Origin of the sequence: Pseudomonas indica NBRC 103045, assembly GCF_002091635.1 — a bacterium.
GTDB lineage: Bacteria > Pseudomonadota > Gammaproteobacteria > Pseudomonadales > Pseudomonadaceae > Pseudomonas_M > Pseudomonas_M indica.
In genome coordinates this window covers 28,581-44,177 of the sequence record NZ_BDAC01000014.1, presented here as the reverse complement: position 1 = coordinate 44,177, position 15,597 = coordinate 28,581, and the positions used below count along the sequence as shown (strand labels likewise).

18 protein-coding genes are annotated in these 15,597 nt (G+C 62.5%); all 18 read left to right on the top strand.

Annotated features, from left to right (window positions below; all coding sequences use genetic code 11):
* Positions 1-10 precede the first annotated feature (10 nt).
* Positions 11-502, top strand: coding sequence for a hypothetical protein (locus PIN01S_RS16945; RefSeq protein ID WP_084337125.1), 492 nt, complete (start codon positions 11-13; stop codon positions 500-502).
* Positions 502-894: a hypothetical protein gene (locus PIN01S_RS16940; RefSeq protein ID WP_084337124.1), complete on the top strand. Its 393-nt coding sequence runs from the start codon at positions 502-504 to the stop codon at positions 892-894. The genes PIN01S_RS16945 and PIN01S_RS16940 overlap by 1 nt, the downstream gene beginning before the upstream one ends.
* Entirely contained in the window at positions 894-1,115 is a 222-nt protein-coding gene (locus tag PIN01S_RS16935) for a phage head-tail joining protein (protein WP_084337123.1), read from the top strand. Before PIN01S_RS16940 ends, PIN01S_RS16935 begins: the two co-directional genes overlap by 1 nt.
* Positions 1,115-2,599, top strand: coding sequence for a phage portal protein (locus PIN01S_RS16930; protein ID WP_084337122.1), 1,485 nt, complete (start codon positions 1,115-1,117; stop codon positions 2,597-2,599). The genes PIN01S_RS16935 and PIN01S_RS16930 overlap by 1 nt, the downstream gene beginning before the upstream one ends.
* Before the next feature lies 1 nt (position 2,600).
* Positions 2,601-3,920, top strand: coding sequence for a S49 family peptidase (locus tag PIN01S_RS16925; RefSeq protein WP_084337121.1), 1,320 nt, complete (start codon positions 2,601-2,603; stop codon positions 3,918-3,920).
* Positions 3,921-3,923: 3 nt separating this feature from the next.
* Positions 3,924-4,301 (top strand): head decoration protein, encoded by a 378-nt coding sequence (locus PIN01S_RS16920; RefSeq protein WP_084337119.1) that lies wholly within the window; start codon positions 3,924-3,926, stop codon positions 4,299-4,301.
* Positions 4,302-4,316: 15 nt separating this feature from the next.
* A complete protein-coding gene (locus PIN01S_RS16915) occupies positions 4,317-5,318 on the top strand; it encodes a major capsid protein (protein WP_084337117.1) in 1,002 nt (333 codons plus the stop codon).
* Positions 5,318-5,602, top strand: a complete 285-nt coding sequence (locus PIN01S_RS16910) for a head-tail joining protein (RefSeq protein ID WP_084337115.1) — start codon at positions 5,318-5,320, stop codon at positions 5,600-5,602. The genes PIN01S_RS16915 and PIN01S_RS16910 overlap by 1 nt, the downstream gene beginning before the upstream one ends.
* Before the next feature lie 12 nt (positions 5,603-5,614).
* Complete coding sequence (locus PIN01S_RS16905; RefSeq protein WP_084337113.1) at positions 5,615-6,040, top strand: hypothetical protein; 426 nt, start codon at positions 5,615-5,617, stop codon at positions 6,038-6,040.
* A gap of 7 nt (positions 6,041-6,047) precedes the next feature.
* Positions 6,048-6,227: a DUF7210 family protein gene (locus tag PIN01S_RS16900; RefSeq protein ID WP_077144347.1), complete on the top strand. Its 180-nt coding sequence runs from the start codon at positions 6,048-6,050 to the stop codon at positions 6,225-6,227.
* A 2-nt stretch (positions 6,228-6,229) separates the two neighbouring features.
* On the top strand, positions 6,230-6,982 hold the full coding sequence (locus PIN01S_RS16895; protein WP_084337111.1) for a phage tail tube protein: 753 nt from the start codon (positions 6,230-6,232) through the stop codon (positions 6,980-6,982).
* 8 nt (positions 6,983-6,990) lie between these two features.
* Positions 6,991-7,389, top strand: coding sequence for a DUF6631 family protein (locus tag PIN01S_RS16890; RefSeq protein WP_084337109.1), 399 nt, complete (start codon positions 6,991-6,993; stop codon positions 7,387-7,389).
* Positions 7,390-7,566: 177 nt separating this feature from the next.
* Positions 7,567-8,208 (top strand): DUF6441 family protein, encoded by a 642-nt coding sequence (locus PIN01S_RS16880; protein WP_084337107.1) that lies wholly within the window; start codon positions 7,567-7,569, stop codon positions 8,206-8,208.
* A 164-nt stretch (positions 8,209-8,372) separates the two neighbouring features.
* Positions 8,373-10,895 carry a hypothetical protein gene (locus PIN01S_RS16875; protein ID WP_212633075.1) on the top strand — a complete coding sequence of 841 codons (2,523 nt, stop codon included), beginning with the start codon at positions 8,373-8,375 and terminating at the stop codon, positions 10,893-10,895.
* Between the two features lie 10 nt (positions 10,896-10,905).
* Positions 10,906-12,156 carry a hypothetical protein gene (locus tag PIN01S_RS16870; RefSeq protein ID WP_084337103.1) on the top strand — a complete coding sequence of 417 codons (1,251 nt, stop codon included), beginning with the start codon at positions 10,906-10,908 and terminating at the stop codon, positions 12,154-12,156.
* Positions 12,156-13,082, top strand: coding sequence for a hypothetical protein (locus PIN01S_RS16865; RefSeq protein ID WP_084337101.1), 927 nt, complete (start codon positions 12,156-12,158; stop codon positions 13,080-13,082). Before PIN01S_RS16870 ends, PIN01S_RS16865 begins: the two co-directional genes overlap by 1 nt.
* A gap of 2 nt (positions 13,083-13,084) precedes the next feature.
* Positions 13,085-14,779 carry a hypothetical protein gene (locus tag PIN01S_RS16860; protein WP_084337099.1) on the top strand — a complete coding sequence of 565 codons (1,695 nt, stop codon included), beginning with the start codon at positions 13,085-13,087 and terminating at the stop codon, positions 14,777-14,779.
* Entirely contained in the window at positions 14,776-15,585 is an 810-nt protein-coding gene (locus tag PIN01S_RS16855) for a phage/gene transfer agent baseplate hub protein (protein WP_084337097.1), read from the top strand. The genes PIN01S_RS16860 and PIN01S_RS16855 overlap by 4 nt, the downstream gene beginning before the upstream one ends.
* Positions 15,586-15,597 lie beyond the last annotated feature (12 nt).

Below are 15,597 nucleotides of genomic sequence, written 5' to 3'. Positions count from 1 at the left end.
AGGACATCCCATGAGTTTGCAAACCCGTATCGAGAGCCTGGTAATTCGCATCGCCCAGGAGTTCAACACGCTCAACAGCAAGACCGGCACGCTGGCGAGCCTGACCACCACCGACAAGTCGAGTCTGGTGGCGGCCATCAACGAGCTCCAGTCAGCCGTACTGAGCGGCACCGGCATCGACGACGCCAACGTGGCGCTGACCACCACCTACTCGTCAACCAAGATCGTCACGCTGCTGGACACGCTCAAGACTGAGATCCTGGGCGGCGCCGATGCTGCCTATGACACGCTGATCGAGATCCAGCAGTTATTGCAGGACGGGACCAGCGGCCTCGACGCGCTGCTTGCCGCCGTCAACAACCGCGTGCGCTTCGATGCTGCGCAGACGCTGACAGTGATCGAGCAGCAGCAGGCGCGCGAGAACATCGGGGCGATTGCGCTCAGCGCCATCGGGGACGCGGACACTGACTTCGTGGCCGTGTTTGAAGGGGCGCTTGCGTAATGTCTCTGTCCGAACGCATTGCTGCGCTGGCAGCCCGTGTGGGTCTCGAAGTGGGCATCAAGGCGAACCGTGACCACCCGGGAATCGCACGCGCTTGGGTGAGCTTTGGGTACATCAACGACCACATGGTGATGGTCAGCGCCTTCAACGTGGTGAGCGTCGAGCGTTTGGCCACTGGTCGTTACAGGGTTCGATTCTCGCAGCCCATGCCGGATGCCAGCTATTGCTGGAGCGCGCTCGCACGAAGCAGCACCGACAACGGCACACAGCGGATTGCGATCGTGCGCGCCAGCGCTGATGAGAAGACCGCCGAGTACGTCGATGTCTCCTGCGCCACGTTGGCGACGTCGTTTGCCGACTCCACCGAGATCAACCTGGTGGTGTATCGCTGATGGCCTACACGCAATCCCAACTCGATGCGCTCGAATCCGCGCTGGCCAAGGGCGAGCGCCGCGTCAGCTTCGGCGACAAGACCATCGAATACCGAACCGTCGAGGAGCTGGCTGCCGCCATTCGCGAGATCAAGCGCGGTCTGTTCGATGACGCCGTCGCCACCGGTCTCTGGCCGGGAGCTCCGCGCCAGATCCGCGTCACCACCCGGAAGGCCACCTGATGAGCTGGTTCGGAAAACTTCGACGCGGCCTGTTTGGCGGCCCGTCGCCGACTTACGACGGTATCGGCGGCGGTCGACGTGCGATCGCGTGGCAGGTCGGCAACCCTGGCGCGATCGCCGCGCTGGCCTTCACTCAGAATGAACTGCGCGCAAAGAGCCGTGATCTGGTCCGACGCAATGCCTGGGCTGCCGCCGGTGTGGAAGCCTTCGTCGCCAACGCGATCGGCACCGGCATCAAGCCGCAGTCGATGCTCGCGGACAACGCACTGCGGGAATCCATTCACGCCCTTTGGTGGGACTGGTGCAGCGATGCGGACGCGGCTGGCTTGACCGACTTCTATGGGCTGCAGGCACTCGCTTGCCGGGCCATGCTGGAAGGCGGAGAAGTCCTGGTGCGGCTGCGCTATCGCCGACCCGAAGATGGTCTGGCAGTCGGCCTGCAACTTCAGGTGCTGGAACCCGAGCATCTGCCCACGACGATGAATCTTGAGCTGCCGTCCGGCAATGTGGTGCGGGCCGGCATCGAGTTCGATCGTCTCGGGCGGCGCACGGCCTACCACCTGTATCGCTCGCATCCCGGCGACGGGACGCTAACGCAGATGTCGGGCACCGGTGGCATGGATACCGTGCGCGTGCCAGCTTCCGAGATCATCCACCTGTTCCGCCCGCTTCGCCCTGGCCAGATCCGGGGCGAGCCCTGGTTGGCGCGGGCACTGGTCAAGCTCAATGAGCTGGACCAGTACGACGACGCCGAACTGGTCCGCAAGAAGACGGCAGCAATGTTCGCTGGCTTCATCACCCGCCTGGCGCCCGAGGACAACCTCATGGGCGAAGGGCTGGCGGATGCCAACGGCGTGTCCCTCGCCGGACTGGAACCCGGGACCATGCAGCTCCTGGAGCCTGGAGAGGACGTCAAGTTCAGCCAGCCGGCAGACGTCGGGGCCAGCTACGCCGAGTTCTTGCGCATGCAGTTCCGGGCAGTGGCGGCCGCGATGGGCATCACTTACGAGATGCTCACCGGGGATCTCACGCAGGTGAATTACTCCTCGATTCGTGCAGGCCTGCTGGAGTTTCGTCGCCGCTGTGAGGCGATCCAGCATGGCGTGATCGTTCACCAGCTCTGCCGACCAATCTGGCGGGCATGGATGGAACAAGCCGCGCTCGAAGGCACACTCGATCTGCCCGGCTTCAGCGATCGCAAGCGTGACTACCTGGCCGTGAAGTGGATTCCGCAGGGCTGGCAGTGGGTCGATCCGAAGAAGGAGTTCGACGCGATGCTCACCGCGATTCGCGCCGGACTGCTTTCACGCTCCGAAGCCATTTCGGCCTTCGGCTACGACGCCGAAGACATCGACCGCGAGATCGCCACCGACAACCAACGAGCCGACGAGCTCGGCTTGGTTTTCGATTCCGACCCGCGCCACGACAAAGCGCCCATCGCGACGGCCACCCCGGCTCCGGCGCAAGAACTCCAGGACAACTGACATGCAGCTCGTACACCTGGCGTCCCGTCTCTACGGGACGCCGCTCCTCATTGCGCGTTCGAAATTGGACGTGATTCTGTCCGTCCTCGGTCCGCGCATCGGGCTGCCGGACATCGATACCGCCATCCCGCTTCCCGCCCCAAAGGCCAGCGCCTCGGCTGGGCAGCTCGGTATCGCGATCATCCCGGTACACGGCACGCTGGTGCGGCGGGCAATGGGGCTGGAGGCGGCCTCTGGCCTGACCTCCTATGGCGAGATCGCTGCACGGCTCGACGCGGCGCTCGCGGACCCACAGGTCAACGGCATCCTGCTCGATCTCGACTCCCCCGGCGGTGAGGCCGGTGGCGTGTTCGAGCTGGCCGAACGGATTCGCGCCGCCAACGACATCAAGCCGGTCTGGGCGCACGCCAACGACTCGGCGTACTCGGCGGCTTACGCCATCGCGGCCGCTGCATCGCGGCTGACCCTGTCCCAAACCGCTGGGGTGGGCTCCATCGGTGTCATTGCCCTCCACGTTGACCAGTCCGTCAAGGATGCCAAGGACGGGGTTGCCTACACGGCGATCTATGCCGGTCACCACAAGAACGATTTTTCTCCCCATGCACCGCTGTCGCCACAAGCGGCCAGCACCCTGCAGTCGGAGGTCGATCGGCTGTACGGGATCTTCGTCGACCAAGTCGCGCGGATGCGCGGTCTGGACAGCGATGCCGTGCAGGCGACGGAAGCAGGCTTGATCTTCGGGGATGCGGCGGTCGCCACAGGACTGGCCGACGCCGTGATGAGTTTCGACCAGGTCTTGGTCGAGTTCTCCAACGCGTTGGATGCCCAACGCCGACTGGCGACACCCAGTGCCAATACCGCGAAGCGCCGCCCACAAGCCCGCGCCTCGCCCGTGGCACGGAACGCCAGCCATCAAGTTTTCAGCCATCAACACTCTCATTTGGAGCAAACCATGACCAACCAAGAACAGCAGCGCCCTCTGGACGACCCCGATACGGAGATCACGCCGGACCCGGCAGATACACCAGCGCAAGAGCCCGCAGCACCGCCCTTGGCCGCATCGATCACCGGTGCGACCACCAACGGCCGTATCGAGGCACAAGCCATTGCCGAGATCTGTCTGATCGCCGGTACACCGCAGCGCACGGCGGAGTTCCTTGCCTCCGGGATGACCGAGGCTCAGGTCCGCCGCGCACTGCTCGAGGCTCGCGCCGAACAACCTGAGATTGCCTCGCGCATCACCGCCGATGCGGGAACCACCATGCGACCGGAGAGCAGCCTGGTTGTTGCCGCCGTCAAAAAACTCGCCACGAAGGAGTAAGCCATGCCTGCCATTTCGGAAACCAACAACCTCGGTGATCTCCTCAAGTACGAGGCACCGAACCTCTATTCACGCGACCTTGCCACGGTCGCTGCCGGTCAGAACCTGCTGCTCGGTGCCGTCGTCGGCCGCGACAGCACGACCGGCAAGCTGAAAGCGCTCGACCCAGCTGCTACCGACGGCACCGAGAACGCGGTTGGCGTGCTCGCCGCCGATGTGGACGCGACCCTGATCGACCGCGAGGACGCGCTGCTGATCACCCGCCACGCCATCGTCGCCAGCCATGCCTTGGTGTGGCCGGTCGCCATCACCCCCACCGAGAAGACCACCGCGATCGCTCAGCTCGAAGCGCGTGGTGTCCTCGTCCGAATCGCTGCCTGATCTAGGAGACACACCATGCAGAACCCCTTTTCCAATCCCGCGTTCTCGATGGCAGCGCTCACGGCGGCCATCAACATTCTTCCCAACCGCTACGGCCGCATCGAGGACCTGGGCCTGATGCCGGCCAAGCCGGTGCGCCAGCGGCAGGTCATCGTCGAGGAGATGAACGGCGTGTTGAACCTGCTACCCACGCTGCCGCCGGGCGCGCCGGGCACGGTCGGTGTAAGAGGAAAGCGCACCCTGCGCTCGTTCGTGATCCCGCATATCCCGCACGACGATGTCGTCCTGCCCGAGGAAGTTCAGGGCATCCGCGCCTTTGGCTCGGAGACCGAAACGGAAGCCGTCGCAGGCGTCATCGCACGCCACCTGGAGACCATGCGCAACAAGCATGCGATCACGCTGGAACACCTGCGCATGGGTGCGCTCAAGGGTGTCATTCTCGATGCCGACGGCTCTGTGCTGTACGACCTGTTCGACGAGTTCGACATCACGCCGCAGACCATCGCCTTTGACCTCGGCAACGCCGGCACCAATGTGAAGTCGAAATGCCTCGCGACCCTGGCCGCGATCGAGGACAACCTCAAGGGCGAGTTCATGAGCGGCGTGCACTGCCTGTGCTCGCCCGAGTTCTTCACCGCGCTGACCGGTCATGCCAAGGTCGAGAAGGCCTTCGAAAACTGGCAGCAGGGCGCGATCCTGATCAACGACGTGCGCCGTGGCTTCACCTACGCCGGCATCACCTTCGAGGAGTATCGCGGACAGGCGACCGATCCGTCTGGCACCACCCGTCGCTTCATCGCGGCTGGCGAGGCGCATGCCTTCCCTCTGGGCACGGTGGATACCTTTGGCACTTACTTCGCGCCGGCCGACTTCAACGAGACGGTCAACACCATCGGGCAGACGCTCTATGCCAAGCAGGAGCCGCGCAAGTTCGATCGGGGTACCGATCTGCATACCCAGTCCAACCCGCTACCCATGTGCCACCGCCCCGGTGTGCTCGTGAAGCTGACGGTGTGATGCTGCGCATCGAGGATTTCTACGACGCCGCTGCACGATCTGGCTTGCTGGTGGATGCGGAAGTCGATGGTCAAACCGTCGCTGTCGACTTCCGCTCGCCAGACGAAACCGTACTCGATGGGCTGGCCCTGTCCACCGACTACACCATGCGTTTTCCAGCCTCGGCGTTGCCGAGCCTGGCAGCAGGCGACACCGTCGCCATCGGTGGCAGCGATTACCGCGTCCGCGATATCCGCAGCATCGGCGACGGCAGCGAAAAGCGCGCTTCACTTTCTCGACTCTGAGGACTCCCGTTCATGAACTCCATCCGCGAGCGCATCTTGCGGGAGGTCGTCGCACGCCTGATTTCTGCGGTGGCGCCTGTCCCGGTTCTACGGTTTCCGACCGTGCCGGTGACGCGAGAGGCCAGCCCCGCACTGCTGGTATTTGCCGAAGGCGACAGCATCACGGCGCATGCCAACAACCTCGTCGACCGATTGCTGATGGTCCGTTTGGTAGCCGTGGCCCGTGGGGACGATGCCTTCGACCAAGCCGATCTGGCGGTGGTCGCTGCCCACACAGCGCTGATGAGCGACACCAATCTCGGTGGCCTTGCTTTGGCCGTCCGCGAAGTCGATTGCGAGTGGGACCCGGAGGACGCTGACGCCGGAGCCGTGGCGTTGCCATCCCGCTACGAGATCCGCTACCGCACCCACGCACTTGACCTGACCCGAACTGGATAACCCAACGATGAACATCGAACTACTGAAACCCCATACCCATGCCGGCACCAGCTTGGCGCCTGGTGATGTGCTGGACATCGACGAAGCCACGGGACGTTGGCTGATCGGAGCTGGCGTCGCCAAAGCCGCTGATGGACTCCAAGAGTCGACCGGCAAATCGCAACCCATCACACGCAAGGGAGACTGACCATGCCTTACTTTTCTGGACAAGGGCGCGTCTACATCGGCGCCCGCGACATCACCGGCAAGCCCCAGGGCTTGAACTACGTGGGCAATGTGCCCGAACTCAAGGTCTCCCTGTCGGTAGAGACCCTGGAGCACCAGGAGTCGACCAGCGGCCAGCGTCTGACCGACCTGCAGCTGATCAAGACCAAGAAGGGCGAGTTCGCCTGCACGCTGGAAGAGCTGATCGCGGTCAACCTGGGTTTGGCGTTGTACGGCACGACCACCGACCAGGTCAGCGGCACGGTCACCGCCGAAGCGCTGCCCAATCCCGTCACCCTGGGCAGCCTCTACCTGCTGGCCAAGCAGAATGTGTCGACGGTCGTGGTCAAGGATTCCACGGCCACGCCCAAGACACTGCCGGCAGCTCAGTACACCCTCAATGCCAAGCACGGTTCGCTGGCGATCAACGACAAGACCACCGGCGGCCCCTACGTGGAGCCGTTCAAGGTGGACTACGCCTACGGCGCAGCACAGAGCACGGCGATGTTCACCCAGCCGCTGCCCGAGCGCTGGGTTCGCTTCGAGGGTCTGAACACGGCGGATGGCAACCGCGAAGTCGTGATCGATCTCTACCGCGTGGCGATCAATCCGGCCAAGGAGCTCTCGGTCATCACCGACGAGCTGCTCAAGTTCGAGCTGTCGGGCCAGGTACTGGCCGACACGCTGAAACCCGCGACCGGGGACCTGGGCCAGTTCGGCCGCATCGTGCTGCTGTGAGGTGAGTGATGAGCGACTTCGATGCATTTCCTCCCACCCCGCAATCCATGCAGATAGCGGGCGTCGAATTGGCGATCACACCGATCCGCGTCGGCGAAATCCCGGCGCTGCTCGCTGCGGTTCGACCCTTCGCTCACCGACTGGTCGACGGCGAGCCGGACTGGCTCGAGCTGCTGGCCGACCACGGCGAAGCGCTGATTACGGCAATCGCCGTGGCCTCGCGCCAGCCCCAGGACTGGGTCGCGGCATTGGCGATGGACGATGCCATACGTCTGGCCACCACCTTGTTCGAGGTGAATGCGGATTTTTTCGTGCAGCGGGTGGTGCCGGCGATCCAGCACGCCGCCGCCCGGATCAACGCGCAAATGAGCGGCCCCTTGGCTGGGCTCACGCCATCCACCGTTTGATCCATGCCGGACACCGACTGCCGGATGTCCTGGACTACACGCTGGCCCAGCTGACAGCGTTTCTCGATGCCGAAACACAACGGGATCGCGAGCACGCGAGCCTGCTTCTTGGCCTGACTGCTGTGGCCTGCCAGGGAGACAAGCGATCCATCGAACGATTACAGCGGGAGTTGGACCGTGCGGATTGATCTGACGACTGCCGGGCTGTTCGATGCCCGGCAATTCAATGCCTGGTCCACCGAGCGCCGTGATGCGATTCGCGCGGCGCTGAAGCGCGGCATGCAATCGGGTGGGCGGGAAGTCCGCGACGCCGCGCGCACACAGATGCGCGGCGCCTTCAACGTCAAGCGCAACAGCTTCGTCTCCTCGATGCAGGCCAAGGTGCTGGACAAGAAGACCGATCGTCTGCCGGCCTTACTGATCGGCAGCAAGATCCCTTGGCTCGGGCTGCACGAAAAAGGCGGGACGGTCTCCGGCAATCTGCTGATTCCACTGCTTCCGGGGCGAATTGGACCGAAGCGTTTCAAAGCCGTCATCGATGGTCTGCTGCGATCAGGCAACGCCTTTTTCGTCGAGAAGAACGGCAAGGTCATCTTGATGGCCGAGAACATCCGTGAAAACGCGTCCCAACTCAACCGCTTCAAGCGGGCCGAGCGTGGGCGCACCGGAGCCAAACAGATCAAACGCGGCCAGGAGATCCCGATCGCCGTGCTGGTCAAGTCCGTCAAGCTCAATCGGCGACTGGACCTGACCGGTGCCGTGCAGCGCTCCCTGCCGCGTTTGGCAAGCGCAATCCAAAAAGAATTGACGAAATCCTGATGGCCAACAATCGCGCCCAACTCCTGATCACTGCCGTCGACCAGACCCGTGGCGCCTTCGATTCCATCAAGCGCAACCTGGGTGACCTGGGCAACGCAGCGCGATCCATCAACGGACTGCTGGGAACCCTGGGTCTGGCTGTCTCAGCGGCCGGACTCGGTGCGATGGTCAAGGCCTCGCTGGACTCGGCGGACTCCCTGTCCAAGCTGTCGCAGCGGGCGGGGATCACCGTCGAATCGCTGTCGACCCTGATCCCGGTCGCGGATCTCGCCGGCGTCTCGGGAGAGAAGTTCGAAGGTGGCCTGCGCAAGCTCGCCACCCGCATGCTGGATGCCGCGACCGGATCGGACGAGGCGGCACGTAGTTTCGCTGCGATTGGCGTCGCCATCCAGAACCAGGATGGGACGCTGCGCGCGACGGATCAGGTCCTGCTCGATCTGACCGACCGCTTCAAGGTGATGCCCGACGGTGCCGAAAAGACGGCGCTTGCGGTGGATCTCTTCGGCAAGTCGGGCGCCGACCTCATTCCCTTCCTCAATCAGGGGCGGGATGGCGTCGAAGCGTTGACTGCCGAACTGCAGGCGCTGGGCGTGCAGATTGGCGGCGACACCGCCGCGCAGGCCGAGGTGTTCAACGACTCGCTCGCCAAGGTGCGACTGGCGATCTCCAGCATCGGTAACCGGGTCATCGAAGCCTTCCTGCCGGCCATGAACGAGATGGCCAATGGGATGGTGGAGTCGGCCAAACAGGGCGGTTCGCTGCGCGCCATCCTGGACGGCGTGGTCCTGGTCCTGAAGACCCTGGCGCTGGGTGCCGCCACCGTCGGCAAGGCCTTCGTGGCGCTGGGCGAAGCCATTGGGGCAGGCATGGCGGCCGCCGTCGAGGCGCTGTCTGGCAACGTGTCCGGCGCGAAAGCCATCATCACGGAACTCAAGGGCAGCCTGGTTCAGCGCCTGGACGAATTGGCGAGCTTCCGCGACAGCCTGTTCGACCCGAAGCCGATCGAAGTGCGTGCGCCGGCAATCGTTGCCGATCCCACTCTGATCGATCGTCTGCGCACTCCAGGAAGGGCCTCCGGAGACAATGGGGCTGCCCGGTTGGCGCTAGCCAAGGCACTGGCCGATGCCGAACTGAAGCTGCTCAAAGATGCGCTGGATCGGCAATCACGCGACCTCGACGAGGCGCTCGATGGGCGCTTGATCTCGTTGGCGGACTACTACGCCGCCAAGAGCGCATTGGAAACCCGCGAGATCGATGCCGAGATCGCCCGCACGCGATCCTTGCTGGCGGAGCAACAGCGTATCGCTACATCGGGATCTGACGAGGGCGCGCGACTCAAGGCCAAAGCCGAGGTAGCGAAGATCGAGGCTGATCTCATCGTGCTCAACAACAAACGAGCCGATGTTGAAGTCGCGAACGCACGCAAGGCCGCCGATGCCGAGCGCGAATTGGCCGATGCGCTGACCCAGGCCCGCGAGGAACTGGCGCAAATCACCGGGCAATCCAGTGCCGCCGACCGTCGAGCCGCAATCGAGCGCGGTTACCGCGATCTGAAGGCCCGGCTGTTGGCCGAGAGCGATGCCGACGGCGTGTCACTGATCGATCGGCTGATCGATGTGAAAGCGGCGCAAGCCAACCTGGCGGCGCTGGAAGTCGAGTGGCGGCTGGTGACCGAGCGACTGCGCAATGCGCAAGAAGCCATTCAGACCCAGCAGCAGGCGGGATTGCTGACCGAGGCCCAGGCCCGTCAGCAGATCGTCGCCCTACAGCAGCAATCGGCAGCCGAGATGGAACGGCTTCTACCGACCATGCAGCAGGCGGCACAAGCCATCGGGCCGGATGCGATCGTCCGGGTGCAGGCGTGGCGCAACGAACTGGAACGCACCAAGCTGGTCGTCGACGAAATGGCGCCGCTGTGGAACCGCATTGGTGAAAGTTTCGGCGGTGCGCTCAACGGGATGATCACCGGTGCGCAGGCTTGGCGCAGCGCTCTCGCCACTATCTTCCAGCAAGTGGCGGATGCCTTCTTGCAGCAGATCGTCATTCAGCCTTTCCAGCAGTGGATCGCCATGCAGGCGCGGATGCTGGCGATCAAGCTGGGCTTCGTGCAGCAGGAACAGGCTGTAGACGCGGCGGCCAGCGCCACGACCGTCGCACAGAAATCGGCGGAAACCACCGCCTTGGTTTCGATGGACGCCGCCAAGGCGGGCGCCGGTGCGGCGGCATCACAAGCCTCCATCCCCTATGTGGGGCCAGCGCTTGCGATAGCGGCGATGGTTGCCATGGTCGCGGCGGTGATGGGGCTGCTCGGCAATACGAAGAAGTTCGCCTCGGGTGGGTTGGTGACTGGCCCTGGCACTTCGACCTCGGATTCGATCCCGGCGCGCCTGTCCGCCGGTGAATTCGTCATGAATGCCGCTACGGTGAAACGGGTCGGCGTGGATTTCCTGCACTCCATCAACGGCCTGTCGTCCGGGCCGCGTGTTTCCGGCCACACCCTGGCCTTTGCCGCCGGTGGTCTGGTGCCGGAAGCACCGCCCCAGCAGGCACAAGGACAAGCGGTGCGCATCGTCAACGTCATCGACCCGGCGATGGCCGCCGATTACCTCAACTCGTCCTCGGGCGAAAAAACCATCCTCAACATCCTGCAGCGCAACGCGGGCGCGGTGCGGCAGGTGCTGCGATAAGAGAACCGACATGGCATTTGAAATCGGAACAGCCACCAACCACGTGGATCTGTTCAGCAGACTCGTGAATTTCTTGAGTAGCGGGCTCGGCGCTGCGGAGAACTGGGAAATCCTACGTCACACAGGCGTCTCCGAGATCGACGCCAGCTCCTTCGTGGTCAACTGGGAACCGTGGACAGCATTCAAGGGCCCGTACCACGCCCACGCGAACGGCTGGGCAACGGCCGTTGGGCAATACGCAAACTGCTGGTTGAGCTGGAAGATGGTTCAACCGTTCGATATCGCGCGGCTGACCCTACTCGGCAGCGCTACCGCGAACCAGTCTCCCAGGGACTTCACGCTGCAGTGGTCGGATGACGGGATCACTTGGACCAACCGGAAGGATTTCACCGGCATTACCTGGGCCAACAACGAGACGAAGGAGTTCGCCATCGATGGAGTTTCGCCGGGGGCGAAGTCCTATTGGCGAATCTTCGTTTCAGCGAACGGTGGCAATACGAGCAGCACCGTCATCAGGCAGGTGCTGCTGCCCGAATGGCAGATTTATCAGGACTTCAACCACGCGCGCCGGCCGGCGGTGTGGTTCAAGGCGCCGGGTATGACCGGTTTCGATCCCTGCTACATCAACCTCCAGCTGTACGATCGCCCGACCAACGATTACTACAACATCGCCGTCACCGGCTGCACGGGCTTCGTCGGCGCGGCCCAGTTCGATGATCAGCCTGGGGCGCTGACCGCGCTGGCAATCCCGCTCTGGAATCAGCCCATCCCTTACTGGTTCAGCGCCAACGGCCAGCGCGTCATCGTCTCGGCGAAAGTCGATACAGCCTACCTATCTTGCTACGCGGGCAAGATGCTGCCCTTCGGCACACCACAGCAATACCCCTATCCGCTGCTAATCGGTGCGCCGCTACCTTCCGCGTCGGGAACACGCTATTCGGACAGCGCTGTGAACCTGCCCTACAAGGGCAATCGATCGACGCTGAAATTGCGCAAGAACGATGGATCGTGGATTCAGCCGCTGGCCTGGCCGTACTCGAAGACCACGACATTCCGTGACACCAACGGTGCATACCCCTTGCTGCCGGTCACCTTGTACGACACATCGAACACGTATGGCGTGCTCGATGGCATCCATTTCATCACTGGATTCGGCAACGCGGTCGAGAACACAGTGGCAATTGGTGCCGATTCCCACGTTGTCCTCCAGGATGTGATCCGCAATGGACTGAGCGACTTCTTCACCATGAGGATTGCCTGATGGCCTATCAGACCGGCGTCATCACATCCGCTGCCGACCTGGTAGTGGTCATCACTGACTTTGCGGTGGCCAATGGGTGGACTTCGAACGGGAATGTGCTGAGCAAGGGCGATACCTACATTCGCCTCACTGCTTCGAGCAGCTCCGAGGTACGCATCGACAGTGCGAGGAATGGCAACTTTGTCGCGCCCGACCTGTGTGTCCGCCACTCCAGGATCTACAACACTTCATGGCCAACGTCGGCAACGTATCACCTTTGCGCCTTCGATAACCCCGATACGGTCTGGTGCACGATCAACTTCGCCGTCACCACCCATCAGCACATCGGCTTCGGCACGATCGAGAAATACGGCAACTGGGCCGGTGGTGGCTGGTTTCACGCCCAGCACACACCGGCATCAGCCGATGGCTCTGTGTGCTCGGTGATCGATGGCTCGCAGCAGCCGTATTACCCGAGCAGCCCCAGGGAGTGCGCACTGTTCTGGAGTCCGAACATGCGTGACTCGTGGAACGGGTATTACCAGGAGAACGCCGCCAGCAATCTGCACTGTGAATTGCGTGGATATGTTTGGGAACCACCCACTGGCACCGCGACGATCGGCGTACATTGCCCAACCATCCTCTCACCTATCCAGAAGTACAACCCGAACGTGTTCAATGGCCAGACGGTCCTGACGCCGTTCCAGCTGTTCCTGCAAAACACGGATGGTCACTACATGAGCATCGGGCATGTCGGTCATCTGCGCTTCGTCCGGCTGACCAATTACAACCCGGGTGATGTGATCGAGCTAGGCGCTGACCGTTGGAAGCTGTTCCCTTGGCACGTCAAGAACGCTGCGTATCCCGACGGCAAGCAGGCCGCATACAGCGACGGGAACTACAGCACCGGCCTGCTCGGTGTTGCTGTGCTCTATGACGGACCATAGCCATGCCCGCACTGGTTGGATTCACTCCCTCGGCATTCCTGCAATGGACGAGGGATCACCTCAATGTCGTTGCATTGGACCAGTTGGGCGATGCGCTCTACGAGCATCGGCGCGCCTCAGAAATCAGTGTCGGACTATATGGCCCACTAACCAATCTCGCACCGGTGGAAAGCTATCCACGGTCGCTTACGGGGCGGATCGCACGCAGCTTTACTGAGGACTACTACTACCGAGTCCATGTGCGGCCGAGCCGGATCGATCTCGGCAACACGATGTCGGTGCAGACGCGAGAAGTAGAAGTGTGGAATGCCTGGTTCGAGCCCAATGCGCTCGCCGCGATTCATGCCACCAACGCCGAGGGCATGACGTTGTCCGGGCCGGCATCTCCTCCGACCTCGTTCGGCCCTCTGGAATCACGCATTTACATCCTGTCCGTTACGCCAAACGGTCCGCCTGTCGTCAATGCGGCATTCCAGTTTGACTTCGAACGCGACGATCCAACGCTGCGCGCGCTTGGGCGTCGAATCGTCGGTTGGGTACTTGGGCCAGATTGGACAGAGCCTGTCGTTGAGAGACTGGAGTGGTTGACCGATGTGATGGAATCGCACGCGGGCGCTGAGCAGCGGGTTCGCCTGCGTGAAGCGCCCCGGCGCCACTTCGAATACCGCGTATTGGTGGGTTCGGACCGGGCGCGCGCTCACATGGAGAATCGACTGGTTTCCTGGCAAGCGCGAGTCTACGGCCTGCCTGTCTGGACTGATGCGTGGATTGCCACCGATGACATCGCACCTGGCGCGACAAGCCTTGTCGTTCCGACGACGAACAGAGATTTCGTGGTGGGTGGGATCGTCGGCTTGGTCAATGGTCTTCAGTCCGAGTTTGCAGAGATTACTGCCGTGGGCACCAGCTCGATCATGCTCAATGATCCTATTTCTGGCGATTGGCCGGCTGGAACGAAGATCGTCCCCGTTCGATCCGCACGCGTGCAAAACGATCTTGGTTTGACCTATGTAACGGATGCCATTGCCATCACTCGCCCTCAGTTTCAGTTGGAGGATGAGTGGCCGATCACCGCATCGTCGGAGTCTCCGGACTACCTCGGCTATCCGGTTCTGCTCACACCGCCGAACTGGAGGGAAGATCTACAGGGCGAGTTCGGACGCAAGTGGCGCGACCTCGACTATCTCACCGGTCGCCGAGCGGTGGATGACCTGACAGGCCATGCTCGTACACGGCGGTCCCACCGCTGGTTACTTGTCGGCCGGACGGCCATCGCGGATTTCCGGTCATGGCTGGCAACAAGGGCCGGCAAGCTCAAACCGTTCTGGCTTCCCAGCTTCCAGTGCGACCTCAAGGTCATTGCACCGACAGGTGGCACCGACGCATTTCTCACTGTCGAAAACCGGAGCTACGCCGAAGGTCCGGTAGCAGCGATCGGACGACGTGACTTGATGATCGTCACGACTTCCGGTGGTCGGTTTTATCGCCGCATTACCGCTGCATCCGAGCTCAATGAATCGAGTGAGCTAATCGCTATCGACAACCCCATCGGAGCAACCTTGCTACCCGAGCAGTTCCAGCAGATCTCGTTCATGCAGCTGGTACGTCTGGATACGGACAACGTGGAAATCGCTCACGTCACCGACGAATTGGCCGAGGTGGTGCTACCGCTTCGCAGCCTTAGAGATGACTTATGACCTACGCAGATCGAGAGATGTCGACGGATGCCGCCAGCCCGGTAGAGCTCTATGAGTTCCGACGTGGCTCCAGTGCGTGGCGCTATACCAGCGGGCCTCGGGACCTTGTCTACAACTCCTTTTCCTATAGTGCCGTGCTGCTCAAACGGGGAAGTATCGAGCAGACCAGCGAGATCGGTCGATCGGGGCTGCGAATCACACTGGCCCGCGATGTGGAGGTGGTCGGTCATTTCATTGCAGCCCCGCCATCGGAAGTGACTTTGCTGACGGTGTACCGCCAGCACCGCACGGACAGCGAAACGGCCGTGGTTTGGATGGGGCGTGTGCTGAATGTGGAATGGCGTGAATCGGAAGTCGAACTCAACTGCGAGCCGGTCTACACGAGCTTACAGCGCACTGGGCTGCGTCGGCTTTACCAAAGGAACTGCCCTCATGTGCTCTATAGCGGTTCCTGTCAGGCAAGTCCGATCGTTCATCGGGTACAGGGTTCCGTGGGTGCGCTGAGCGGATCGGCCATCAGCATTGCAGCCGCAGCGGCTTTCCCAGCCGGCCATTTCGCTGGTGGCTTTGCTACCTGGTCTGCGAACGGCATTACCGAAAAGCGAATGATCACTGCCCATACATCAGACAGCATCACGCTCTCGACAGCCCCGCCAGGACTCAATGTTGGCGCGCTTGTCGTTCTCTACCCGGGCTGCGATCACACGCTGAACACTTGCGATGGCAAGTTCAGCAACAGCGTCAATTTCGGTGGGTTCCCATTCATCCCGACGAAGAACCCCTTCGGCGGCAGCCCGATTTACTAAAAGCACTTCTCC